Here is a 25,308-nt window from a genome sequence, read left to right on the forward strand (position 1 = left end):
TAACAGAACCGACAGGCTTCATGCGCGCACTGCAACTTATCGAGGACCGCCGTCTTGAAACGGTGGACCTGCCGCCTCCCCCGCCACCCGCTCTGGGTGAAGTGACGTTGCGCATCAAGGCGGTGGCGCTGAACCATATTGACGTCTGGGGCTGGCGCGGCATGGCCTTCGCCAAGCGCAAGCTGCCGCTGGTCGTGGGTGCCGAAGCCTCCGGCGAGGTCGAGGCGGTCGGCCCCGGCGTGTCCAGCCTGCTGCCTGGACAATTGGTGTCGATCTATGGCGCACGCACCTGCGGCCTCTGCCGCGCCTGCCGCGAAGGCCGCGACAATCTCTGCGAACATGTCTCGGGGGTTCATGGCTTCCATCTCGACGGCTTCGCGCAGGAGAAGATCAACCTGCCGGCGCGCCTGCTGGTCCCCGCCCCACCGGGCGTGACTGACATTGGCGCCGCCGTGGCGCCCGTCACCTTCGGCACCGTCGAGCACATGCTATTTGACAATGCCAGGCTGCAGCCTGGCGAGACGATCCTCGTCCATGCCGGCGGATCCGGCATCGGCTCGGCGGCGATCCAGCTGGCCAAGCGGATGGGCTGCACCATCATCACCACCGTCGGTTCGAACGATAAGATCGACAAGGCCAAGGCGCTCGGCGCCGACCATGTCATCAACTACCGCGACGACCGCTTCGAGGGCGTCGTACGCAAGCTGACCAAGAAGAAGGGCGTCGATGTCGTCTTCGAACATGTCGGCTCCGACACCTTTGCCGGCTCGATGCTGTGCCTGAAGCGCGGCGGCCGCCTGGTGACCTGCGGCTCGACCTCGGGCGTGTCGACGCAGATCAACCTGATGCAGCTCTTCCAGCAGCAGTTGAAACTGCTCGGATCCTTCGGCTGCCGCATGGAGAACATGGCCAACGCCATGCAGAAGATGGCGGCGGGGCAGGTAGCACCCGTCATCGACACCGAGGTCGGCTTCGACGATATCGATGCCGCGCTGAAGCGCATGGAAGGCCGCGACGTCTTCGGCAAGATCATCCTTCGCGTCGCCTAGAGTCGGATGATTTCAGGTCGAATCGACCTGAAATCTGAATCCGCCTCTAAATCAAGGAATAGAGCATGATGTCATCCGAAAACCGCTTCACACTTTTCGGCATCATGCTCTAGAGCCTCGATTTCAGTGTTGAAGAAACTTCGCCGGGACCTGAAATTTCGCTATGGCAGGCAACTGCGCCAGGTGAATTACTGGCTCGTTGCGCGGGCCGCGATGATCATCATGTCGCTGCTGCGCCTGCTGCCGGTCGACAGCGCGCTCAATTTTGCCGACCGCGTCGCTCGCCTCATCGGCCCAAGGGTCGGACGTCACCACGTCGCCATCGACAACCTGCGCAAGGCCTATCCGGAAAAGAGCGATGGCGAAATCCAGGCCATCGCCTCAGACATGTGGGGCAACATGGCCCGGCTTGCCGCCGAATACATTTTTCTCGACGCCCTGTTCGACTATGACCCCGCCGCTGGCAAGCCCGGCCGCGTCGAGGTCAAGGGAACGGAGCATTTCGTCGAGATCGCGGCCGAGAAGCAGCCGCACATCGTCTTCACCGGCCATCTCGGCAATTTCGAGCTGCTGCCGGTGGCGGCCGCGACCTTCGGCATGAACATCACGGCGCTGTTTCGCCCGCCCAACAACCCCTACCTCGCCGACTACATCCTTTCGACGAGGCGCTCGAGCATGGGAGGCTTGCTGCCGTCGATGGCCGGCGCCTCGTTCGCCCTGGCCGGCGTATTGGAGAATGGCGGCAATATCGGCGTTCTCGTCGACCAGAAATTCTCCAACGGCCTGGACACGACCTTCTTCGGCCGTCCCTGCCAGAGCAACCGCGTGCTCGGCACCCTTGCCCGTCACTATGACTGCGACGTCTACCCGGCGCGCTGCGTCAGGTTGCCGGGCAACCGCTTCCGGCTCGAGATCGAGGACAAGCTGGTCCTGCCGCGCACCGTCGACGGCAGCGTCGACGTCCACGCCACCACCCAGATGCTGAACGACGTCGTCGAGCGCTGGGTGCGCGAGGATCCCGGCCAGTGGATGTGGTTCCACAAAAGGTGGGAGATCAGCAACTGGCGGCGCAAGAAGCGGCCGGCACCGGCCCCCGTCGCAAACACTTGAACAGCCGCCGGCGGGAACGTGCGTTCCTCGCCAGCGACAAAGCCAATATCAGTGAACCGCCTGTCGCCTAGAGCGGTTCAGCGTTTGATGGAATCGCCGACCCGCTCTAACTCTTTGTTTTCACGCAATTCCGGACGGAAAACCGTTACACACTTTTCCTGGAATTGCTCTAGTTGGTGACGACGATGCGCGTATTGCCGAAGCCGACTTCGCGCACCATCGCATAGAAGGCCGCGGCATTTGCCGTATGCAGCCGCACGCAGCCATGCGAAGCCGGGCGGCCGAGTTGCCGGACTGCACCGGTTCCATGGATGGCATAGCCGCCGCGGAAGAACACCGAATACGGCATCGGCGACATGTCGTATTTGCGCGAATACCACATCCGCGCGGTCCGCTGCGGCCGGTACGTTCCGCGCGGCGTGAAATAGCCCCGACGGGCGGTGGACACGGCCCAACGGTAAACCGCCGAACCATATCGAACCGTCATCGTCTGCGACGACACGTCGATATTCGCCACCAATGTGGCTGCCTCACTCGCGACCGATGCACCAAACAGCGCGGTTGCCAGCACCGCTGCCTTGAAGAACGACGTTCTCATGCGACCAAACCCCTTTGATTGCCCTATCTGCCTGCCCTCACGATGTTTTTCATCTTTTTAATGGCAGGTGAACGGGATAACACACACACATTGATCAATTCGCCAATTCAAAGCAGCGAATTTGAACGATTTCCCGCGACAGTTGCCGCAACGACACGTCGCACGCCCTTGGTTGCCAGCGGGCTTGCAATAAAGCGCTGATCGTTGCTCAACTCTCCCGATGATCGAACGACTCCTTCACGCAATCGATGCCAGGCGAGACGATGTCGTCGCGCTGACCGCCGACCTCATCCGTTTTCCCACCATCAACCCACCCGGCGAAGCCTACCGGCCATGCGCCGAGTACATTGGTGCGCGGCTAAGGAAACGTGGTTTCGAAACCGAGTTCATCCGCGCCGAAGGCACGCCCGGCGACACTGACCGCTATCCGCGCGTCAATGTCGTTGCCCGTTTCGACGGCCGCTCCCCCGGCGCCTGCGTCCACTTCAACTCGCATATCGACGTGGTCGAGGCCGGCGAAGGCTGGTCCGTGGATCCCTTTGCCGGCGTTGTCAGGGACGGCAAGGTCTATGGCCGCGGCGCCTGCGACATGAAGGGCGGCCTGGCCGCCTCCATCATCGCTGTCGAGGCCTTCTTGGAAGTCTTCCCCGACTTTCCCGGCGCCATCGAGATCTCGGGCACCGTGGACGAGGAATCCGGCGGCTTCGGCGGCGTCGCCCATCTGGCCGGGCTTGGCTATTTCTCCAAACCCAGGGTCGATCACGTCATCATCCCCGAGCCTCTCAACAAAGACCGCATCTGCCTTGGCCATCGCGGCGTCTGGTGGGCGGAGATCGAGACCAAGGGCGAGATCGCGCACGGCTCGATGCCGTTTCTCGGCGACAATGCCGTACGCCACATGGGCGCCGTCCTTAGGGCCTTCGAGGACGACCTGTTCCCCGCACTCGACCGCAAGATGACGCGTATGCCGGTGGTGCCGGAGGGCGCCAGGCGCTCGACCATGAACATCAATTCCATCCATGGCGGGCAGACCGAGGATTTCCGCCCCGGCCTGCCCTCGCCCAACGTGCCCGATTCCTGCCGGCTGACCATCGACCGCCGCTTCCTGCTCGAGGAGGATCTGGCCACGGTCAAAAGTGAGGTGACCGGCATTCTCGACCGGCTGAAGCGCGAGCGCAAAAAGTTCGATTACGAAATCCGCGATCTGATGGAAGTACTGCCGCTGATGACCGAGCGCGACGCGCCGGTGGTCAAGGCCATCGCGCAAGGCATCCATGCGATCTTCGACCGCGAGCCCGATTACGTCATCTCGCCCGGCACCTACGATCAGAAGCACATAGCCCGCATCGGCCACATCTACGACTGCATCGCCTATGGCCCGGGCATTCTCGACCTCGCGCACCGGCCGGACGAGTGGGTCGGCATATGCGACATGGTGGAATCGGCCAAGGTGATGGCGATCGGGCTCAACGTGCTGCTGCGTGGCACCGCCACGGGATAAGCTTGCGTCGCGACAAGCTTCGACCCGCCGACAGGGCCGCTGCGGCAAAAACATTCCCGGCCATCCTGCCTGGCAGCACGAAACGCAATTTACTCCCGCGCGAAATCACGCTTCTATCGCTCGGTTTGAGCACATGTCCTGAACGCATGGGGAGTTGCACGATGAGATTGTGGAAAACCATTCTGGCCGCCGCGGTTCTTGCACTGGCCGCTGGAACCTCCGCCTTCGCGGCCCGGACCGACCTGGTCATCGGCATTCCGCTCGAACCTCCGCATCTCGATCCGACCGCGGGTGCCGCGGCGGCGATCAAGGAGGTGCTCTACGCCAATGTCTTCGAGGGCCTGACCCGGATTGGCCCCAATGGCGAAGTGTTGCCGGATCTGGCCGAGAGCTGGACCATTTCCGATGACGGCAAGGTCTATACCTTCAAGCTGCACACCGGCGTCAAATTCCACGACGGCGCCGATTTCAGCGCCGACGACGTGAAATTCTCGCTCGACCGCGCCCGCGCCGACAATTCGGTCAATGCACAGAAGGGCCTGTTCGCGGCCATCGACAAGGTGGACGTCATCGATCCGGCAACGGTCAAGGTCACGCTGAAGAACCCGCAAGGGTCCTTCCTCTACAATATGGGCTGGGGCGACGCGGTGATGGTGTCGCCAAAGTCAGCCGATACCAACAAGGAAAACCCGGTTGGCACCGGTCCGTTCAAGTTCCAGAACTGGGCCAAGGGATCGTCGATCACGCTGGTGAAATCAGACCATTACTGGGGTGCTCCAGCGTTCCTCGACAAGGTCGAATTCCGCATAGTGCCGGATGCCGCGGCCTATGTGCCGGCCCTTTTGTCCGGCGACATCCAGGCCTTCCCCTTCTTCGACCCCGACAGTCTGGCGCAGGTCAAGGACGATCCGCGTTTCAAGGTGGTGATCGGTTCGACCGAAGGCGAAACCATCCTGTCGATCAACAACAAGAAGCCGCCTTTCGACAAGCTGCAGGTCAGGCAGGCGATCTCCTACGCGCTCGACCGCAAGGCGATCATCGACGGCGCCTCGGCCGGGCTTGGCCTGCCGATCGGCTCACACATGTCGCCGGCCAACAAGGACTATGTCGACCTCACCGGCCTCTATCCGCATAATGTCGACAAGGCCAAGGAACTGCTGAAGGAGGCCGGGCTGGAGAACGGCTTCAAGGCGACGCTGAAACTGCCGCCGCCAGGCTATGCCAGGCTCGGCGGCGAGATCATCGCCTCGGAACTCCGCGACGTCGGCATCAATCTTGAGATCATCCCGGTCGAATGGGCGCAGTGGCTGGACCAGGTGTTCACCAAGAAGGACTACGACCTGACCATCGTCTCCCACACCGAGCCGAACGATATCGATATCTATTCGCGCAAGGACTACTACTTCAACTACGACAATCCGACCTTCGACAAGGTGATCGCCGACCTCAACCTCACCTCCGACGAGGCCAAGCGCAAGGAATTGCTGGGCGAGGCACAGAAGATCCTCGCCGACGACGCCGTGGTCGGCTTCCTCTACGAATTGCCCAAGGTCGGCGTCTGGGACGCCAAATTGCAGGGACTGTGGGAAAACGCGCCGATCCAGGCCAATGACCTGACCAAGGTGAAGTGGAGCGAGTGAGGCTCGTGGTGCGCGCGCGGCTTCCTCGCCTCCCATGACCGCCTACCTCCTCAAGCGCGTTGCCATCGCCTTCGCGACGCTGGTGCTTGCCTCGATGGTGGTGTTCGCCGTGCTGGAAATCCTTCCCGGCGATCCGGCGCGGCTGATGCTGGGCATGAATGCCAGCGCCGACCAGGTCGAGCTCTTGCGCACCCAGATGGGCCTCAACGCGCCGCTCGTGCTGCGCTATCTGCACTGGGCCGGCGGCCTGCTCAGCCTCGATTTCGGCCGCTCCTATACCTATTCGGTACCAGTCATCGATCTCGTGCGTGAACGGCTTGCCGTCTCGCTGCCGCTGGCGCTGATCGCGCTTGCTCTTTCCACGATCATCGCCATTCCGGTCGGGCTTTATTCCGCCAGCCGTCGCGGACGGGCCGGCGACACGGTGGCGATGGGCGCGGCGCAGCTCGGCGTCGCCGTACCCAATTTCTGGTTCGCGCTGATGCTGATCTATGTCTTCGCCGTCTGGCTGCGTCTGGTCCCGGCCGGTGGTTTTCCCGGCTGGGGCGCCGGCGCCTGGGCGGCGCTGAAATCGCTGCTGTTGCCGGCGATTGCGCTTGCCTTGCCGCAAGCCGCTATCCTGGCGCGTGTCACCCGTTCGGCTCTGATCGAGGTGCTGAACGAGGACTATATCCGCACCGCCCGCGCCAAGGGCCTGCCCTATCGGGCCGTGCTGTGGCGGCACGCGCTGCGCAACGCCATGATCCCGGTGCTGACTATCCTTGGCCTGCAATTCGCCTTCCTGCTCGCCGGTACCATCATCATCGAGAATGTCTTCTATCTGCCCGGTCTCGGCCGGCTGGTGTTCCAGGCGATCACCCAGCGCGACCTGATCGTCGTTGAAAGCGTCGTCATGCTGCTGGTCGCGGCCGTCATCGCCGTCAACCTCCTCGTCGACCTCTCCTATGCGGTCGTCGATCCCCGCTTGAGAACCCGGTCATGACGATGCATGTCGACATCCCCGATGAGACATTGGCAGGCATCCTGGCCAAGGCTTTCAGGAACACGGCTTTCGTGACCGGCTTCGTCATCACATTGCTGATCCTGGCGATGGCGATCCTGTCCTACGTCTGGACACCTTACGATGTGACCAGGCTTGTTATAGCCGACAAGACGCAAGGACCCTCTCTGGCGCACTGGTTCGGCACTGACCATTTCGGCCGCGATATCCTGTCGATGGTCATGGTCGGCGCCCGCAACTCGATCGCCGTGGCGCTGGTCGCGGTCGGCATCGGCATGGGCGTCGGCGTGCCGCTCGGCGCCTTCGCCGCGGCGCGCGGCGGCCTCGTCGACGAGGCGCTGATGCGCGTCAACGATCTCGTCTTCGCTTTCCCCGCGCTGCTGTCGGCCATCATGATCACCGCCATCTTCGGGCCTGGCGCCGTCAACGCCATCATCGCCATCGGCATATTCAACATCCCGGTCTTTGCCCGCGTCGCCCGCGCCGGCGCGCTTGCGATCTGGCCGCGCGAATTCATCCTGGCCGCGCGCGCCGCCGGCAAGAGCAGTACGCAGATATCGATCGAACATGTGCTGCCCAACATCGCCACGCTGCTCCTGGTGCAAGGCACGATCCAGTTCGCGCTGGGCATCCTGGCCGAGGCCGGGCTTTCCTATCTCGGCCTCGGCGCGCAGCCGCCGATGCCGAGCTGGGGCCGCATGCTGTTCGACGCGCAGACGCGCATGGTGGTGGCGCCGTGGATGGCGATTTTCCCGGGCATGGCGATCGTCGTCACCGTGCTTGGGCTGAACCTCCTGGGCGACGGCATCGCCGACATTCTCGACCCGAAATCGCGGCGGCAGCGATGAGCCTGCTTGAAATCGACAATCTGTCGCTGACCATCGGCGACACGCAGATCCTGAAGAGCATTGAACTCTCCGTCGCGCCCGGCGAGGTCATGGGGCTGGTCGGCGAATCCGGCTCCGGCAAGTCGATGACCGCGCTGACGGTGATGCGGCTCCTGCCACACGCTGCCCGCGCCACCGGGCGCGTCACATTCGACGGCATCGATATCCTGACGGCAACCGAGGGCCAGATGTGCGCCCTGCGCGGCGACGACATCGGCATGGTGTTCCAGGAACCGATGGCGGCGCTCAATCCGGTCAAGACGATCGGCGAACAGGTCGCCGAAGGCATACGCTGGCACACGAAGGCTACACGTGCGGAAGCTGAGGATCGGGCGCGAAAAATGCTCGACCGCGTCGGGCTGCCCGAAGCGAAATTCCCGCTGTCGCGCTATCCGCACGAACTGTCCGGCGGCCAGCGCCAGCGCGTCGTCATCGCCGTCGCCTGCGCGCTGAAACCCAAGCTCTTGATCGCCGACGAGCCGACGACGGCGCTCGACGTGGTGCTGCAGGCACAGATTCTCGACCTCCTGCGCGACCTCGTCGCGGAGAGCCGCATGGGCCTGCTGCTGATCTCGCACGACCTTGCCGTCGTCACCGAGATGGCCGATCGCATCACCATCCTGCGGCATGGCGAGGTGATGGAGGCCGGCGACACGGCGCGCACGCTGTCCGAACAGCTCCACCCCTATACGCGCCAACTGGCGCAGGCCTCGATGCACGTCCCGGCGCGCGCCAGGCCCCATCCCGTCGGCACGGACCAACCCTTGCTCCAGGTCGAAGGCATCACCCGTGACTACCGCGGCCGCCGAACCTCGCTGTTCAGGCGCGCGCCTGACATCCGTGCCGTCGACGACGTCTCGCTGTCGATCGCGCCGGGCCAGTCGGTGGCGCTGGTCGGCCGATCCGGCTGCGGCAAGTCCACCCTTGCCCGCATGATCCTGGCGCTGGACCGGCCGAGTTCAGGCGCAATCCGCTTTCGCGGCGAAACCATTACCGGCACGAGCGAAGCCGAGTTGAAGCCGGCCAGGCGCGACATGCAGGTCGTCTTCCAGGATCCCTACGGCTCCTTCGACCCGCGCCAGAAGGTCGAAAAACTGGTCGCCGAACCCCTGCATGTACTGGAGAAAAAACCGACGCGCGCCGAACGCCGCGAGATGGTGGCGCATGCGCTGCACGAGGTCGGCCTCGACCAGCTTGACATGGACAAATACCCGCACGAATTCTCGGGCGGCCAGCGCCAGCGCCTGTCGATCGCCCGCGCCATCATCACCCGCCCCAAACTGGTGGTCGCCGACGAGCCGGTCTCGGCCCTCGACGTCTCGATCCGTGCCCAAATCCTCGACCTGTTCGCCGGGCTCAACCAGAAGCTCGGCATCGCCTATCTCTTCATCACCCACGACCTGACCGTCGCACGCGCTATTACGGACGAGGTGCTGGTCATGCATGACGGCAAGATCGTCGAGCGCGGCAAGACGAACGAGGTGCTGGACCGCCCGCAATCCGAGGCGGCGCAGGCGCTTGTTGCCGCTGCCCCGGATTTGCATCGCGCGATCGCGCGACGCATGCAGGAACAGGGGTGAGCGGCCGTTCCCCTTAGTCTTGCGGCTTCACCACGTCGACCGGGCTGATGTCGAGCAAATCGAGCGTGCGGCGCAGCAGGCGCACCTCGCTCTCGGCCAGTTGCGAATCCGCCTTGGCGATCTCCGCCATGTGCTGCGCCAGTTGCCTGCGCCGCTCGATGTCGAGGTCGCGAAACAGCGCGATCGCCTGCGAGCCGTTGGTCTCGTAGCCGAACTCGTTGAGATATTCGATGACGGCGTCGATGCTGGTCTCCGGAATGTCGAAGGCATCCTTGCAGATGCGCCGGAAGGCAATCATCTCGCTCTCGCTCACAGTGCCGTCGGCCAGGATCATGCGGAACAGCATCAGCAGTTCCGCCGACAGGACGGGATCGTCCGCCACCTTGCGCACGCCCGGGTCGCCGTCGAAGATGGAGCGTATCTGGTCCAGCAATGCGAACGCCATGGGCGACCCTTTCCGATTCCTCATGCATAGAGTTAGCGCGGAATCGGCCTTGCGCAAACAGGGCCGTCGTGGTCGAACGCCGGATATCCAGCCAGCTAAATGTCTCCCGGCGCCAGATGATCGACCTCACCACCCAAACCATCGCCATGCTCGCCTTCGCCGGCTTTGCGGCGGGCTTTGTCGATTCGATTGCCGGCGGTGGCGGACTGATCACCATTCCCGCACTGCTGTTGGCCGGTTTCTCGCCCGTCGAAGCGCTTGGAACCAACAAGCTGCAAGGCATGTTCGGCTCCGGCTCGGCGACGATCCACTATGCCTCGAAGGGCCATGTCGACCTGCGCCGGCAATTGCCATCGGCGCTGCTGGCGCTTGCCGGAAGCGCCATCGGCGCCTTGCTGGCCACCATCGTGCCTGGCGACCTGTTGCGCGCGGCCCTGCCGCTGGTGCTGATCGCCATTGCGCTCTATTTCGCGCTCAAGCCCAACATGAACGATATCGACCGCGCCGAGCGCCTGTCGCCCTTCCTGTTTGGGCTGACCCTGGTGCCGGCAATCGGCTTCTATGACGGCCTGTTCGGTCCGGGCGCCGGTTCTTTCTACATGCTCGCCTTCGTCGCCCTTGCCGGCTACGGCGTGCTCAAGGCGACGGCGCATACCAAGCTGCTCAACTTCGCCTCCAACATCGGCGGCTTCATCGTCTTTGCCGCCGTCGGCGTCATCTCGTGGAAGATCGGCCTGATGATGGGCGTTGCCCAGTTTCTCGGCGCCCGGCTCGGCGCCAGCCTTGCCATGCGCATCGGCGCGAGATTGATCAAGCCGCTGCTGGTCATCGTCTGCGTGGCCCTGGCGGTGAAGCTGCTTGCCGATCCAGCCAACCCTCTGCGTGTCATGATTGGTGTGTGATCACGCGCCTGTTACAATGACATTGTTCGAATCATGTTGGAGGGACCAGACATGAATCTCAGCGCGCCTACCCAGATTGTTTTCATCATTTCTCTCGTTATCGCCATCATCGGCATTCTCGCCGCCCTTGGCGTGCTCGCGTTCATTCCGCTTGCATCGGTATGGATCGTACTCATCGCCTATATCGTGCTTGCAGCAGGCTGCCTGATGCGCGGCGCCTGACAAGGGTCCCCGACAAGTGGGGACCGAGAGCGCCCGGCCAAAGCCGGGCGTTTTTTGGTTCTGCCCAGGCTATGACCGATCGCGATTAGCCGCGAATTCATCCGCCGCGACCCTGAAGGCAATGTCTGGCCGTTTGACACCTACTGGCCGTCGAAGGTGTGAATGCCTGAGCTGGTTTCGACGGGCGAATGTCTGCTGACTGCGGCATTCGGAACTAGCCGATGCCCCCCAATTTCGTCATCCCAGGGCGAAGCAGGAGCGAAGCTCCGTCGCGGAGACCCTGGGATCCATTCCGTGACCTTGATCGAAGAGTGCCGCGGAGCAAAATTCTGCATCGGTGCGGAGCGTTGAAATCGCGGCATGGATCCTAGGGGTCCGCGCCGCGTCGCTTCGCTCCTTGCTCCGCCCTAGGATGACGAGGCGATGGATGTTCCTGGCCAATGACCAGCGCCGCGAATTACCTAGCCAGTCCAAAAATCGCGTCGCAGTCGAGATGGGTTTCCAACTCGGCGGCGACCTCGTCCAGCGCCCGCTCGACCTCGGCGCGATAATCTATGCCACCGCCCCTGACACCCAGGCTTTCGAGGAATTTGCCGCGAAAGCCGTCGGCGCCGAACAGGCCGTGCATGTAAGTGCCGATCACCTTGCCATCGGCCGAGATCGCACCATCCTCGGCGCCATTGATGATCGCCGACGGCCGCACGGTGTCCGGACCCGTCGTGCGACCGAGATGGATCTCGTAGCCCTCGAGCGGCAGGTCGAACGGCACCGAGCGTGCACTGACATTGCGTACCGTCTTTTCCGGTTCCATCACCGTCTCGACATCGAGCAGGCCGAGCCCCTCGGCCTCGGTGACGCTGCCCTCGATGCCGTGGGGGTCGCGCACCACGCGGCCGAGCATCTGGAAACCGCCGCAAATGCCGACGACATGGCCGCCGCGCTTGCGGTGTACCGCCAAATCGCGGTCCCAGCCATTCTCGCGGAGTTTCAGGAGATCGCCGATCGTCGACTTGGAGCCGGGAATGACCACCAGCCCGGCATCGGCCGGTAGCGGCTTGCCGGGCGGCACGAACACCACTTCGACCTGCGGTTCGGCCTTGAGCGGGTCGAGATCGTCGAAATTGGCGATGCGGCCAAGCATCGGCACCGCCACTTTCAGCGCGCGCGCCTCGCCGGACGCCAACCGCTCCAGCACCACCGAATCTTCCGACGGCAGCCGTGCCGCAGCCTTCAGCCACGGCACGACGCCAAAACAGCGCCATCCGGTGAATTTGTCGATCGCCTTGATGCCGTCATCGAACAGCGAGACGTCTCCCCGGAATTTGTTGACGAGATAGCCGACGATCATGCGCCGGTCCTCTTCCGGCAGGATCAGATGCGTGCCGGCAATGGAGGCGATGACGCCGCCACGGTCGATGTCGCCGACGAGCACCACCGGCACATCGGTGCGCGTGGCAAAGCCCATATTGGCGATATCGCGCCTTCTGAGATTGATTTCCGCCGGAGAGCCGGCGCCCTCGACGATGACGAGGTCGGCGCCCTCGCCGACCTTGCCCCAGGACTCCAGCACGGCGTCCATCAAGCGGCCCTTCAACGCCTGGTAGTCGCGTGCCCGAGCCTCGCCGAACACCTTGCCCTGGACGATGACCTGCGCGCCGACATCGGTCTGCGGCTTGAGCAGCACCGGGTTCATGTGAACCGATGGCGGCACCCCGCAAGCGATCGCCTGCAGCCATTGCGCACGGCCGATCTCGCCGCCGCCATGGTGGTTGTCGCCCGGAATGTCGGCGACGGCGGCGTTGTTCGACATGTTCTGCGGCTTGAACGGCCGTACCTTCAGGCCACGTTTTTTCGCGGCGCGGCAAAGGCCCGCGACCAGCACCGTCTTGCCGACATCCGAACCCGTGCCTTGCAGCATGATTGCCCTGGCCATCAGTTCCTGCCCTGTGTCGCGATTCCGGTGATCGTGGATTTCTGCGCCAATGGCCCGCCGCGCCAGATGTAGAGCGCCAGCAGTGGCTCCTTGCCCGTGCGCACGGCGTGGTTGACGTTGGAGGCATGGTGGACGACCTCGCCGGCCTCCCGCTTGCGAAAACCGACCTCGCCCATGCGCCACTCGGTGCCGCCAGTCAGCGGGATATAAATCTCCTCGGCGACGTGATGATGGTCGGGGTAGACGATCCCGGGTCCGAGAATCAGCAGCCCGGCGGCAACCTCTTCATTGACGAAGTGCCCGCGCGTGCCGAACATTTCCAGCCAACCGTAATTGTCGATGAAGGCCTTGCCGAAATCACCCTCGCTATAGGTCTGCCCCCAATGCAATTCGTAGCACTGCTCGGCCAGCAATCGCACCAGCGGCTTGGCATGTGGCGGTGCCAGTTCGGCGGCGCGGTCGAGATGGCGCAGACAGGCGAGCGGATGCGGCTCCAGCGCGCGTGCCGGCATGTCCCAGCCGATACGCGCCACGGCGTCGCCCACCAGGGCGTCATCGACGGAAGCGAGATAGGCGTGGAACCCTCGAAGCAGCTCACCGAATTTTGTCGTCACATCTTGCTCCGGGCATGCATTGGTGCACAGCCGCTCCGCGATAGGTCGGGTTGCGCGGCGGCATCATTGGTCTAGATTGGTGCGCGCGCAAAGCCAAAAACGACAGGCCAGCGGGCTAGCTGGCCAGCCTACAGGGAGCACGCCATGGACGCCGCGGTCGATGCGAGCACCAGCCAGTTCGAACTCAACGAGGAACAGCGCGCCATCCAGGAGATGGCGCAGGCCTTTGCCGCCGATCGTGTTGCGCCCAATGCGCTCGACTGGGACCGCGGGAAACATTTCCCCGCCGACGTGATCCGTGAAACCGGCCCGCTCGGCCTCGGCGGCATCTATATCAGGGACGATGTCGGCGGCTCCGCGCTCGGCCGGCTCGACGCCGTGCTGATCTTCGAGGCGCTGTCGCACGCCGACCCGGCATTTTCGTCCTTCATCTCGATCCACAACATGGTGGCCGCGATGATCGACCGCTTCGGCAATGACGAGCAGCGCCAGCGCTTCCTGCCGAAGCTCACCTCGATGGAATGGCTGGCGAGCTATTGCCTGACCGAGCCGGGTTCCGGTTCGGATGCGGCGGCGCTGAAGACGCGCGCGGTCAAGAGCGGCGGCGACTATATCCTCAATGGCACCAAGCAGTTCATCTCCGGGGCCGGCGACAGCGATGTCTACGCCGTCATGGTGCGCACCGGCGCCGATGGCCCGAAAGGCATCTCAACCGTCATCGTGCCGAAAGACGCGCCCGGCCTCTCCTTTGGCGCCAACGAGCACAAGATGGGTTGGCACATGCAGTCGACCCGCCAGGTCATCTTCGAGGAGTGCAAGGTGCCGGCGGAGAACCTTTTGTCGGGCGAAGGCGCCGGTTTCGGCATTGCCATGGCCGGCCTCGACGGCGGCAGGCTGAACATCGCCGCCTGTTCGCTGGGCGGCGCGCAATCGGCCCTCGACAAGGCGCTAGCCTACACCGCCGAACGCAAGGCCTTCGGCTCGAAGATCAACCAGTTCCAGGCGCTGCAGTTCAGGCTGGCCGACATGGAGACCGAATTGCAGGCCGCGCGCATCTTCCTCTATGCCGCGGCCTCCAAACTCGACCGCAAGGCGCCGGACGCCGGCAAATGGTCTGCCATGGCAAAGCGCTTCGTCACCGACACCGGCTTCGACGTCGCCAACGATGCGCTGCAACTGCTCGGCGGCTACGGCTATCTGCACGATTACGGCATCGAGAAACTGGTGCGCGACCTGCGCGTCCATCAGATCCTCGAAGGCACCAACGAGATCATGCGCGTCATCATCGCGCGGGCGCTGATCGGCCGCTGACAGCAACAAAATCGGGAGAAAACGATGGCAACTATCGCCTTCATTGGCCTTGGCAACATGGGTAATCCAATGGCCGCCAATTTGGTCAAGGCTAGCCATGGGGTGATGGGGTTCGACCTCGTGCCCGAGAACCTCGCCACCGCCAAGGACCATGGCATCACTGTCATGGCCAACGCCGCCGCGACAGTGAAGGACGCCGATGTCGTCATCACCATGCTGCCGGCAGGCAAGCACGTGCTGTCGGTCTATGAGGATATCGCCCCCAAGGCGAAGAAAAATGCCTTGTTCATCGATTCCTCGACCATCGACGTGGAATCGGCGCGCAAGGTGCATGCCATCGCCGCCAAACACGGCCTGCTGTCGATCGATGCGCCGGTCTCCGGTGGCACCGGCGGTGCCACTGCCGGGACGCTGACCTTCATGGCCGGCGGTTCCGGCGATGCCTTCGCCGCCGCCGAGCCGATCCTCAAGCCGATGGCCGGGCGCATCGTCCATTGCGGCGGCGACGGCGCCGGCCAGGCGGCCAAGATCTGCAACAACATGATCCTCGGCATTTCAATGATCGGCGTCGCCGAGGCCTTCGTGCTGGCGGAAAAGCTCGGCCTGTCGCATCAGGCGCTGTTCGACGTCGCCTCGACCTCGTCGGGCCAGTGCTGGTCGCTGACCACCTATTGCCCGGTTCCGGGCCCGGTGCCCACTTCGCCCGCCAACAGGGATTACAAGCCGGGATTTGCCGCGGCCCTCATGCTGAAAGACCTGAAGTTGTCCCAGGAGGCAGCGCTTGGCGCGGGCGCGGTGACGCCGCTCGGGGCCGAGGCGGCGCAACTCTACGCCCTGTTCAACGCCCAGGGACACGGCGGCGCGGATTTTTCCGGCATAATTAATTTTCTGCGCGGCAACCCTGCCTAAATAGCGGATTCGATAGACTTTTTCCGGGTCTTTGCGGAGAAAGACCCGCAAATTTAGATTTGCTTAAGCTCTCGATAACTCCGCGGTAACGATGTCGCTGTAGAACGGATTGCGAGGCGGACATATCGCATCCGCCCGGCGCTCCGGATCAGGTCTCGCGTACCGGAGCCCGTAAGTTTCGCAAGTGTTTTCGTAGCGAAACGCCATGCGTATCTGGCAAAGCCGCGTTCCCGATGGGGCGCGGTTTTTGCATTTCCGGCCCCTTTTATTGTCCACGATCCGTTTAGATCCCGATCGCCGCACCCGGGATCGGCACGTGATCTTCATTGGTCAGCACGATCGGCGCATCGACGCCGTCGACGCGGAGCACCAGCAGGCGCGTGCTCCAGGCGCCGGCAGTACGCACCAGATGGGAATAGACGGTGCCCTTGCCCTTGGCGCCGTGGACGGGGATGCTGAACTGGGCATCGCCCGCGCCGTTCGCATTGACGTTGAGACTGCCCCCGACCCAGAAATTATCGGTCACATCATCGCCGATGGCGGCCTTCACGCGGCTATCGGCGCGCACTGCGTCCATCGTCATATGGTAGGCGTCGCTGCCTTTGAGCACGAAGGGGATGCTGCCGACCACCGTCGCGCAGCCGCCGATACTGACCACCCAGACGGCAAGGCCGGCAATCGCCCAGTTGCGCTGCGTCTTGCGGAACTGCTCGGCGTCGCGCCAGGCCCGGTTCCGCCACGCCCAGCGGCTGCCACGCGCGCCGAGCACGAAGATCATGATGAGGTTGACGACGGGGATCAGCGCCAGCAGCGCGATGAAGGTGCTGTTGCCTATGCCCCAGATCCAGTTGAGGAAGAAGGCGCCCCAGTTCCAGCGATCGAGTTCGGCTGGAATTTCAGCCGGCTGGTTGAGCGGTTGTCCGGCCATGTTGTTCCCCATCGGCGTGTAATGCCGATTGGTTCTAGCGCAAGACTTCGACGATGCGCAAAAAGTTCCGAGGCTTCCTCTTCAACCCTTTGTGGAAAGGCGGCGAAAATTTGCCCTCACCGCGCGGCCGGCCGGCTTAAGCGCGGCGCTGATCGACCGTTCGGCCGCGACGCCGTTGAACAGCGACGGCGTTCGACCCGAGAGAACCTCAGGCCAGAAACGTGATGCCGATTGCAGGAAAGACATTTACGCCGCAAGCGCGCCTTCGGCCATGGCGACGGTCTTCTCGCGGACCGCCATTGCCGTCTCCGCACTCCAAGGCTCGCCGCTTCGCGCCTCCATGGCCATCAGCGGCAGGCGCATCATCACCACCAACGGCGCCAGCATCAGGTCCGCGCCAAGGCTGGCCGCCTCTTGCACGCGTCGGCTTTTGCCGGTCTTTCTCATGTGGGCAATTCCCTGTCGCGGCCGGATCGGCCGCCCTTACACTACGCGCCGAAGGCGAAATTCGTTCCCGCTCATTACGCATATTTCCTCGATTGGGCGTTTCTTGGTAGAAACGCCCAATCGAGGATTGCTCCTATCGCTTGCGCAGGTCGGCCTGCGCCAGGTCGAGCGCCTTGCCGATGCGCTCGCAAGCCATGTCGATCGTGTCGCGGGTCCAGATCAGCGGCGGCGACAGGATCATCGTGTCACCGGTGGCGCGCAGCATCATGCCGTTGGCGATGGCGTGGTCGCGCACGACAACCGCGGCACTTCCCGACGGCAGGAAGCGCTCCTTGGTCGCCTTGTCCTTGACGATCTCGATCGCGCCCATCAGGCCGATCGAACGCACCTCGCCGACCAGATCATGCCCGGCGATACGCTCCTGCAAGGCCTTGGCGAAGTAAGGTCCAGTATCGTTCCTGACGCGGTCGACCAGGCCTTCCCTCTCCATGATTTCCAGGTTCTTCAACGCCACGGCGCAAGCCACGGGGTGCCCCGAATAGGTGTAGCCATGGTTGAACTCGCCGCCCTTCTCGACCAGCGTCGCGGCAATGCGATCGCCAACCAGCAGCGCCGACAGCGGCTGATAGCCCGATGTCAGAGCCTTGGCCGTGGTCATGGTGTCCGGTTCGATGCCGAAGGTCTGGGCCGCGAACCACTCGCCTGTGCGGCCATAGCCAGTGATGACCTCGTCCAGCATCAACAGCACATCGTATTTGCGGCAGATGCGCTGCACTTCGGGCCAGTAGCTTGCCGGCGGTATCTTGACGCCGCCCGCGCCCATTACCGGCTCGCCGATGAAGGCGGCGACCTTGTCGGCGCCGGCCTCCAGGATGGCATCCTCGACCGATTTGGCCGCGCGCAGGCCGAAATCATGGTCACTTTCGCCCGGCAGCGCCAGTTCGTAGGCATAGGGCATCATCACATGGACGATGTTGGGCACCGCGCCGTTGAGCTGCTTGTGCATGGCATCCATGCCGCCGAGCGAGGTGCCGGCGATGGTCGAGCCGTGATAGGCCATCTTGCGCGAGATGACGCGGTTCTTCTCCGGCTTGCCTTCCAGCACCCAATAGTGACGCACGAGCCGCAAGGCGGTGTCGTTGGCCTCCGAACCGGACGAGCCGTAAAACACCTGGTTGACGTTTTTCGGCGCGATCTCGGCCAGCTTCCTCGACAACAGCACCGGCGTCGGCGTCGAGCATTTGAAGAAGGAATTGTAGTAAGGCAGTTCCTTCATCTGGGCATAGGCGGCCTCGGCAAGTTCGTCACGGCCGTAGCCGATATTGACGCACCACAGGCCGGCCATGCCGTCCAGCAGTTCCGTCCCTTCGGAATCGTAGATGAACGGACCCTTGGCATGGGTGATGACACGCGAACCGGCCTCGCGCAGTTCCTTATGGTCGGTGAACGGATGAAGGTGATGCGCGGCGTCGATCTGCTGAAGCTGCTTCAGCGAATAATTCTGATAGGTCATGTCTGATCTTTCCTCTGAAATCATTCCGGCGGTGCCGGGGCGAATTCGTCAGAGGACGGCAGGTGGCGAATAACCGATGCGGGCGCATAGCCGCAAAAGCTCGGCGCGCAGCGTGCGCGATGACGGTGTCACCGCGACCCGAAACGCACGAGCTGATAGTCTAGCGAGAGCCATGAAGGTACCTTAGAGCAAAGGCCGGTCGAGGTGAACCACCCTTTGCTCAAGTGGCCTCATGAATTGAGGTCAGGCTTCGCCACTCAGCGCGCGCTGCAGAAACACATACTTCATCGCCGTTTGCGCCGCCTGTGGCCGGCGGTCGCCGCGCCCACCATGGCCGCCTTCAGTCTCCTCGAAGAACAGCGTCTTTGCATGGCCAGCCTCCTGCAGGCGGGCCGCCATCTTGCGCGCATGGCCGGGGTGGACCCGGTCGTCGGCGGTCGAGGTGGTCAAGAGCACCGGCGGATAGACGGCATCCGCCTTGACATGTTGATAGGGCGAATAGGCCGAAAGCCATTTGGCGTCTTCCGGCTTTGACGGATCGCCATATTCGGCCATCCACGAAGCGCCCGGTGGCAATTCGGTGTAACGCAGCATGTCGAGCAGCGGCACCTCGATGATGACGGCGCCGAAAAGCTCGGGATGCTGTGTCAAGGATGCGCCGGTCAGCAGGCCGCCATTGGAGCCGCCCTGAATGCCGAGCGATTGAGCCGTCGCAATACCGCGCCTGACGACATCCTCGGCCACCGCGGCAAAGTCGTCGAAGCCGTTCTGGCGCTTGCCTTTCAGCGCCGCCTGGTGCCAGCCAGGCCCGAATTCACCCCCGCCGCGAATGCAGGCCTGCACATAGGCATTGCCTTTCTCCAGCCACAGCTTGCCGCGCACACCGGCATAACCGGGCAACAGCGGCACTTCGAAGCCGCCATAGCCGTAGAGCAGCGTCGGTACCGGGCCGTTCTGGTCCCGCCGCCTGACGACGAAGTAAGGGATCATCGTGCCGTCCTTCGAGCGCGCCTCGAACTGTTCCGAGATCAGCGGCGAGGCATCGAAACGTGCCGGCTGCGACTTCACCGTGGCAAGCGTCTGACCATCGTCATCGGACCAGATGATCGAGCTCGGCGTCAGGAAATCGGTGAAGGAGAAGGACACGCTCGAGCCGAAATGCTCGGCATGGCTGATGCCGACAGTGCCGTTTTCGGGCAACGCGACGGGTTTCAGCGACCAGGCACCATGCTCCCGCTCGCAGACGAGAACCTTGCCGCGGACATTGTCCATCAGGTTGATGAACAGGCGGTCCTGCGTTCTGGCGAGCCCCGCGATCGACACGCGATGTGCCGGCGCGAGCAAAGTTTCGATGGCGCCAAAACTCCCAGTTTCGATCCAATGCGCGAAATCGAGCGAGTAAAGTCCATCCGGCTGGCACGCGGTGCCATCGGGCGCGGTCCATGGGGTGCGCACGCCGAACACCAGCTGATCCCTGAAGAGCGCGGTGTCGGTGACGTCGTCGGGCAGCGGGATGCGACGGTTCTCGCCCGAAGGCAGGCGCAGGAAACTGTGCGATGCGAAGAAGTCGAGTGTCCGCGCCAGAAACAGATGGCGCTTCTCGCCGTCGAACTCGACCCCGGCACCAACCGCGAGATCCTCGGTCTTTCCCTCGAAGATCGGGGTTGCCTCTTCCAGCCTGGTGCCACGCTTCCACAGCTTGACCACGCGCGGATATCCGGATTCTGTCTTGTCGGCCTCTTCGAACGCGGCCGAGACGATGACTGTGTTCTCGTCCAGCCAGCCGAAGCCCGATTTCGAGGCGGGCGCCTGAAAACCGCCTTCGACGAAGGACTTGGCCGCGATGTCGAACTCGCGCATCGCGCTGGCATCACCGCCATCGGGCGACATCGAGACCAGGCAGCGGTTGAAATCGGGGTAGAGCCTGACAGCGCCGCCGAACACCCACTTAATGCCCTCCTTCGCCGCCAGTTGGTCGAAGTCGATGATCGTTTCCCAGTCGGGCTTGTCGGTCTTGTAGGAAGCGACCGTCGTGCGCCGCCACAGGCCGAGCGCGTTGGTCTTGTCCTGCCAGAAATTGTAGACATGCCCCGCGATTGCCGCGCCGACCGCGATATTGTCCTCGGCCGTCATCAGGTCGAGTGCTGTCTGGAACGACGTCTGATAGGACGGATCGCCCTGCAATTGCGCCACCGTGACCTCGTTCTGGCGATGCACCCAGTCGAGCGATTCCTTGCTTGTCCTGTCTTCCAGCCACAGGAAAGGGTCACCGGCCTTTTCAGAGGGCTGGGCTTTGGTCGTCGAAGGGGTCATGCAGGGCTCCGGAGGATTGGGGCGGCTGTGCCTACATCGCGTTGGCGGCGCCGACATTCAAGATGCGATATGGTGTTTTGCCACTCGCCTCCTGCATCACCGCACTCGTCTGCGGATGACCGTCGCCAGCGCCAAAGTGACGCAGATCGCGCCAAGCGCGAGCGGTAGGCCACCGGCGCCGATCCCGTCCATCACGCCGCCGGTGAGCGGTGGAACCAGGATACCGCCGACGCCCCACATCAGGGAAAATGCCGCATTGCCGGCAACCAGCGCCGAGCCGGTGAAGCGCTCGCCAAGCTCGATGATCGACATCGTGTAGATGCCGTAGGACACCGCGCCCCAGACGAAGACGCAGGGCCAGATCAGCGGCGTTTCGATCAGCACAGGCAGGAGCGCGCAGCCGCCCAGCGTCAGCAAGACGCAGAGGAAGCGCACCAGGCGGGCCGTCAGCCGTTCGGCCAGCAGGCCAAGCGGCACCTGCATGGCAATGTTGCCGGCGATCATGACCGACAACAGCGCCGACATGCGAGCCTCCGCGATGCCATGATACGTTCCATAGACAGGCAGCAGCGCCAGCACCGCCTGCTCGAAGCCGGCGGCCACGACCACCGCCGACAGAAGCAGCCAGGCAAGCGGCATGAAACCAATCACCGAAATCTGATGCCCGGCCTCGTCGACCCTGGGCAGGCGCGGCAGAACCGACGCCAGGCACACGCCGCAGAGCACGAAAGCGCCAATCCCGACAAGGAATGGCGGCCAACCTTCCGTGCCGACGGCCAACAGACAAAGCGGGCCGGCAGCGAAACCGGCGGAAATGATCGTCGAATAGAGGCCCATGATGCGGCCGCGCCGGGCCGGCGGCGCCAGCGCGATCACCCAGATTTCGCTTAAGACATAGAGCGGGTTGGTCACCACGCCGATCAGGAAGCGCAGCGGAAACCAGAGATAGACGTTCTGCGTCCAGCCGATCAACGCCAGCACGATAGCCGAGAGTGCGGCACAGGTGAGCGCCGTGCGCCCTGCCCCGAACCGCCGCGCCAACGCTGGAATGATTGGCGACGAAACGATGAACCCGATCGGCGTCATTGCCGCCGACAGGCCGATGACAGCCGGCGAGACGCCCTGGCGCTGCAGGATGAAGCTCAGCAGCGGATAGGACAGGCCCTGCGCGATAGCGAACACAGACACCGTTGCGATCACACCGGTGATCGCGGCCCACTGCATCGTCTCGTCGCTTTCGGTGTCCACCAAGTCTATCATCCCCGTGCTGTCGCAGCCTTAGCGGTTCGCCCCGACGGCCGTAACCCCCGCGTCCCGAACCGACGCTCGGCTCCAGCCAAACCCTGTCAGGAGCCTTTGCGGCTGGCCGACCTGTAGAGCGCGAAGGCGACCAGCAGAGCGTCGAGGCCAATGATCACGGTCGGCAATCCCAGTGGTCCGATCGCCTGCATCAACAGGCCCGCGCCCGGTGGACCGACAATGCCGCCAACGCCCCACAGCAAGGCGAAAGCCGCATTGCCGGTGACCAGCAGCGAGCCCCTGAAGCGGCTGCCGAGTTCGACCAGCGCCATCGTGTAGACGCCGTAGCCGACCGCGCCCATTACCAGAAGCACGCCCCAGATCAGCGGTGTGGTGATAAGCAGCGGCAGCAAAACAGCGCAAACGGTCGTCGCCACCGCGCAGGCCAGGATCATCGATCGGCCACCGAAGCGTTCGGCGAGCAGGCCAAGCGGGATCTGCAAAAGGATGTTACCCAGCGACAGCGCCATCACCAGCGCGGCAAGCACGGCCTCGGCCAGGCCGTAGCCGGCGCCGAAAACCGGGACGAGCGCATAGGTGCTTTGCTGGACGGCGGCCGAGACCAGCACCGCCAGCAGCAGCGCCGGCGCCAGCCGGGCAAACCCGACAAAACTTCCCGGCGGCTGGCCGTCATCCTCGAACCCGGCGAGCTTCGAGGAGACAAGGCGTAGAATGATTGCGCATAGCACAAAGCCGCCAATGCCGACGCTGAAAGGCGCCCAGCCGTCGATGCCGACAAAAGTCAGGGTAAATGGGCCCGCCGCGTAGCCGGCGCCCATCAGTGTGTTGAAGACGCCCATGACACGCCCGCGCCGCGACGGCGGTGCCAGGGACAGCGCCCAGACTTCGCCCAGCACATAGAGCGGGTTGATGACGATGCCGATGATGAAGCGGATGATGTACCAGGCCACCCAGTTCTGCAGATAACCGATGCCCAGGAAGCACAGCGCTCCGATCAGCGAGCATCCGACCGCCAGGTTTCGCGCACCGACCAGCCGAACCGCCGCCGGCACGAAGGAAGCCGACAGGATCAGCCCGACCGGCATCATCGCCGCCGACAGGCCGATCAGCCCTGGCGACATGCCTTGCTTCTGCATCAGCAGCGTGAACAGCGGCGAGCTCAGCCCTTGCGCCGCGCCGAACATGGCAAGTGCCGCGGTGACGCCGGCGAGCGCCGACCACTGCGTTCCCGCTTCGCCTTCGCTCGAGCCGGTTGCGACCATGTCTTCATCCAGGTGGGGTGCCGGCAGACCTCCCGGCCGGCAAGCATGACCAGCTACAGGGTCGATCGGGGGAATGAAAGGGCCGGCGGGGAATATCCGCTTGCGCCAACGATGCGGCCGCCGCGCGGCTGCCGTTCGTGCATGTCGCTTCCCTCGCCCTAGTGGTCGCCGCCTCCGCAATGGCCGGCGGGCCGTCGGTCCATTATGCCGCCCGCTATCGCACCGTACGAGGACCATCATGACCGCCGCCCTACAATCTGCAGAACCGGCTCCGGGACCCGACCGTGCCCGCCGTGGCGGTCGCGCCGGAAAGCGCGCCGGTGGCTCGGCCGCGTTCGAGCAGCCGGCTTTCCGCCAGCTGAAAAACCCGCTGCAGCCGACGAAGCTGGTCTCGGACGACGAGCTGGAATCGATCCACCTCGCCTCCTTGCGGGTGCTGAGGGAAATCGGCGTCGACGTGCTGCACGACGAAGCCCGCCGCATTATGAAGGCACATGGCGCCGATGTCCGCGAGGGCTCGGAGCGCGTTCGCTTCGACAGCGACATGATCCTCGATCTGGTGTCGAACTGTCCGTCCGAATTCACCATTCATGCCCGCAATCCCGCGCACAATGTGCGCTTCGGCGGCGACAATCTCATCATTTCGATGATGGCCTCGGCGCCCAATTGCTCCGACATCGATCGTGGCCGCCGGCCAGGCAACCAGCAGGACTATCGCAATTTCCTGCGGCTGGCCCAGATGCACAACATCCTGAACTGCACCGGCGGCTATCCTGTCGAGCCGACCGATATCCACCCGTCGGTCCGCCACCTCGAATGCATCCGCGACCTCGCCACGCTGACCGACAAGGTGTTCCACATCTATTCGCTCGGCAAGGAGCGTAATGTCGACGGCATCGAGATCACTCGCATCGCGCGCGGCATCAGCCACGAGCAGCTGCTCGCCGAACCGTCCGTCTTCACCATCATCAACACCAACTCGCCGCTCAAGCTCGACGTGCCGATGATGGAAGGCATCATCCAGATGTCGAGCAAGGGCCAGGTCGTCATCGTCACGCCCTTCACTCTGTCGGGCGCCATGGCTCCGGTCACCATCGCCGGCGCGCTGGTGCAGCAGAATGCCGAGGCGCTGTCGGGCATTGCGTTCGCCCAGATGGTGCGCAAGGGCGCTCCCGTCGGCTATGGTGGCTTCACCTCCAATGTCGACATGAAGTCCGGTTCACCGGCCTTCGGCACGCCCGAATATATGAAAGCGCAGCTTGTCGGCGGCCAGCTTGCCCGCCGCTACAACATCCCCTACCGCACCTCCAACACCTGCGCCGCCAACACGGTCGACGCGCAGGCCGCTTACGAGAGCGTTTTCTCGCTGTGGGGCGCCATCCAGGGCGGCGGCAATTTGATGATGCACGCCGCAGGCTGGCTCGAGGGTGGCCTGCGCTGCTCCTACGAAAAGACCATTCTGGACATCGACCTGTTGCAGATGGTGGCCGAATTCCTGACCCCGCTCGACCTCTCCGATGAAGCGCTTGGCTTCGACGCCATCCAGTCGGTCGGCCCCGGCGGCCACTTCTTCGGCACCCAGCACACGCAGGATCGCTACAAGACCGCCTTCTATTCGCCCATCCTGTCGGACTGGCGCAATTTCGAAACCTGGGCCGAGGCCGGCTCGCCGACGGCGCTGGAAAAGGCCAACAAGGTCTGGAAGGAACGGCTGGCCTCCTATGACGAGCCCTACATGGACCCGGCGATCCGCGAGGAGCTCAACGCCTTCGTCCAGAAGCGCACCGCCGAAGGCGGCGCGCCTACCGATTTTTGATCATACGCCGCAGTAAACTTTGACTTCCAAAGTCGAGGCTCGCTCGCGGCGAACTGACCCAACAGATT

Annotated in this window: 22 protein-coding genes; 12 read left to right on the top strand and 10 right to left on the bottom strand. The window is 63.7% G+C overall.

Annotated features, from left to right (window positions below; translation table 11 throughout):
• Positions 1-20 precede the first annotated feature (20 nt).
• Positions 21-1,049, top strand: a complete 1,029-nt coding sequence (locus tag LB564_RS04475) for a zinc-binding dehydrogenase (RefSeq protein WP_140701675.1) — start codon at positions 21-23, stop codon at positions 1,047-1,049.
• A gap of 126 nt (positions 1,050-1,175) precedes the next feature.
• On the top strand, positions 1,176-2,159 hold the full coding sequence (locus tag LB564_RS04480; RefSeq protein ID WP_224535252.1) for a lipid A biosynthesis lauroyl acyltransferase: 984 nt from the start codon (positions 1,176-1,178) through the stop codon (positions 2,157-2,159).
• A 169-nt stretch (positions 2,160-2,328) separates the two neighbouring features.
• Here the strand turns inward: LB564_RS04480 and LB564_RS04485 are convergent, their stop codons facing one another.
• Positions 2,329-2,757: a L,D-transpeptidase gene (locus LB564_RS04485; protein WP_224535254.1), complete on the bottom strand. Its 429-nt coding sequence runs from the start codon at positions 2,755-2,757 to the stop codon at positions 2,329-2,331.
• A gap of 220 nt (positions 2,758-2,977) precedes the next feature.
• Here LB564_RS04485 and LB564_RS04490 point away from each other — a divergent pair, with 220 nt between their 5' ends.
• From LB564_RS04490 to LB564_RS04510, 5 genes are all read left to right on the top strand, one after another.
• Positions 2,978-4,258 (top strand): acetylornithine deacetylase/succinyl-diaminopimelate desuccinylase family protein, encoded by a 1,281-nt coding sequence (locus LB564_RS04490; protein WP_224535255.1) that lies wholly within the window; start codon positions 2,978-2,980, stop codon positions 4,256-4,258.
• Positions 4,259-4,419: 161 nt separating this feature from the next.
• Positions 4,420-5,898 carry an ABC transporter substrate-binding protein gene (locus LB564_RS04495; RefSeq protein ID WP_224535257.1) on the top strand — a complete coding sequence of 493 codons (1,479 nt, stop codon included), beginning with the start codon at positions 4,420-4,422 and terminating at the stop codon, positions 5,896-5,898.
• A gap of 34 nt (positions 5,899-5,932) precedes the next feature.
• The gene (locus LB564_RS04500; protein ID WP_224535259.1) at positions 5,933-6,880 is read left to right on the top strand and encodes an ABC transporter permease; all 948 of its coding nucleotides are present in this window, start codon (positions 5,933-5,935) and stop codon (positions 6,878-6,880) included.
• Positions 6,877-7,746, top strand: a complete 870-nt coding sequence (locus tag LB564_RS04505; protein ID WP_224535261.1) for an ABC transporter permease — start codon at positions 6,877-6,879, stop codon at positions 7,744-7,746. Before LB564_RS04500 ends, LB564_RS04505 begins: the two co-directional genes overlap by 4 nt.
• The gene (locus tag LB564_RS04510) at positions 7,743-9,365 is read left to right on the top strand and encodes an ABC transporter ATP-binding protein (protein WP_224535263.1); all 1,623 of its coding nucleotides are present in this window, start codon (positions 7,743-7,745) and stop codon (positions 9,363-9,365) included. Before LB564_RS04505 ends, LB564_RS04510 begins: the two co-directional genes overlap by 4 nt.
• Before the next feature lie 13 nt (positions 9,366-9,378).
• Here the strand turns inward: LB564_RS04510 and LB564_RS04515 are convergent, their stop codons facing one another.
• The gene (locus LB564_RS04515) at positions 9,379-9,810 is read right to left on the bottom strand and encodes a TerB family tellurite resistance protein (RefSeq protein ID WP_224535265.1); all 432 of its coding nucleotides are present in this window, start codon (positions 9,808-9,810) and stop codon (positions 9,379-9,381) included.
• 116 nt (positions 9,811-9,926) lie between these two features.
• Here LB564_RS04515 and LB564_RS04520 point away from each other — a divergent pair, with 116 nt between their 5' ends.
• Positions 9,927-10,712, top strand: a complete 786-nt coding sequence (locus tag LB564_RS04520) for a TSUP family transporter (protein ID WP_224535267.1) — start codon at positions 9,927-9,929, stop codon at positions 10,710-10,712.
• Between the two features lie 51 nt (positions 10,713-10,763).
• Complete coding sequence (locus tag LB564_RS04525; RefSeq protein WP_080511798.1) at positions 10,764-10,934, top strand: hypothetical protein; 171 nt, start codon at positions 10,764-10,766, stop codon at positions 10,932-10,934.
• A 457-nt stretch (positions 10,935-11,391) separates the two neighbouring features.
• Here LB564_RS04525 and LB564_RS04530 read toward each other — a convergent pair whose 3' ends face one another.
• Both LB564_RS04530 and LB564_RS04535 read right to left on the bottom strand, forming a co-directional pair.
• Positions 11,392-12,867: a cobyric acid synthase gene (locus tag LB564_RS04530; RefSeq protein WP_224535270.1), complete on the bottom strand. Its 1,476-nt coding sequence runs from the start codon at positions 12,865-12,867 to the stop codon at positions 11,392-11,394.
• Complete coding sequence (locus LB564_RS04535; RefSeq protein ID WP_224535272.1) at positions 12,867-13,481, bottom strand: dimethylsulfonioproprionate lyase family protein; 615 nt, start codon at positions 13,479-13,481, stop codon at positions 12,867-12,869. Before LB564_RS04535 ends, LB564_RS04530 begins: the two co-directional genes overlap by 1 nt.
• Positions 13,482-13,625: 144 nt before the next feature.
• On the opposite strand from LB564_RS04535, the gene LB564_RS04540 reads away from it, so the two are divergent.
• Positions 13,626-14,792: an isobutyryl-CoA dehydrogenase gene (locus tag LB564_RS04540; RefSeq protein WP_224535273.1), complete on the top strand. Its 1,167-nt coding sequence runs from the start codon at positions 13,626-13,628 to the stop codon at positions 14,790-14,792.
• Between the two features lie 24 nt (positions 14,793-14,816).
• On the top strand, positions 14,817-15,701 hold the full coding sequence (gene mmsB, locus LB564_RS04545; protein ID WP_224535275.1) for a 3-hydroxyisobutyrate dehydrogenase: 885 nt from the start codon (positions 14,817-14,819) through the stop codon (positions 15,699-15,701).
• A 283-nt stretch (positions 15,702-15,984) separates the two neighbouring features.
• On the opposite strand, the gene LB564_RS04550 is transcribed toward mmsB, so the two are convergent.
• From LB564_RS04550 to LB564_RS04575, 6 genes are all read right to left on the bottom strand, one after another.
• Complete coding sequence (locus LB564_RS04550) at positions 15,985-16,629, bottom strand: cytochrome c oxidase assembly factor Coa1 family protein (RefSeq protein WP_224535278.1); 645 nt, start codon at positions 16,627-16,629, stop codon at positions 15,985-15,987.
• Between the two features lie 246 nt (positions 16,630-16,875).
• Complete coding sequence (locus LB564_RS04555) at positions 16,876-17,076, bottom strand: hypothetical protein (RefSeq protein ID WP_224535280.1); 201 nt, start codon at positions 17,074-17,076, stop codon at positions 16,876-16,878.
• A gap of 133 nt (positions 17,077-17,209) precedes the next feature.
• Positions 17,210-18,589 (bottom strand): aspartate aminotransferase family protein, encoded by a 1,380-nt coding sequence (locus tag LB564_RS04560; protein ID WP_224535282.1) that lies wholly within the window; start codon positions 18,587-18,589, stop codon positions 17,210-17,212.
• 243 nt (positions 18,590-18,832) lie between these two features.
• Positions 18,833-20,902 carry a prolyl oligopeptidase family serine peptidase gene (locus LB564_RS04565; RefSeq protein WP_224535284.1) on the bottom strand — a complete coding sequence of 690 codons (2,070 nt, stop codon included), beginning with the start codon at positions 20,900-20,902 and terminating at the stop codon, positions 18,833-18,835.
• Positions 20,903-20,998: 96 nt separating this feature from the next.
• Complete coding sequence (locus LB564_RS04570) at positions 20,999-22,162, bottom strand: MFS transporter (RefSeq protein ID WP_224535287.1); 1,164 nt, start codon at positions 22,160-22,162, stop codon at positions 20,999-21,001.
• Positions 22,163-22,248: 86 nt separating this feature from the next.
• The gene (locus LB564_RS04575; protein ID WP_224535288.1) at positions 22,249-23,424 is read right to left on the bottom strand and encodes an MFS transporter; all 1,176 of its coding nucleotides are present in this window, start codon (positions 23,422-23,424) and stop codon (positions 22,249-22,251) included.
• Between the two features lie 238 nt (positions 23,425-23,662).
• Here LB564_RS04575 and LB564_RS04580 point away from each other — a divergent pair, with 238 nt between their 5' ends.
• A complete protein-coding gene (locus LB564_RS04580) occupies positions 23,663-25,240 on the top strand; it encodes a trimethylamine methyltransferase family protein (protein ID WP_140701695.1) in 1,578 nt (525 codons plus the stop codon).
• Positions 25,241-25,308 lie beyond the last annotated feature (68 nt).

Origin of the sequence: Mesorhizobium sp. ES1-6 (genome assembly GCF_020164775.1) — a bacterium.
GTDB lineage: Bacteria > Pseudomonadota > Alphaproteobacteria > Rhizobiales > Rhizobiaceae > Mesorhizobium.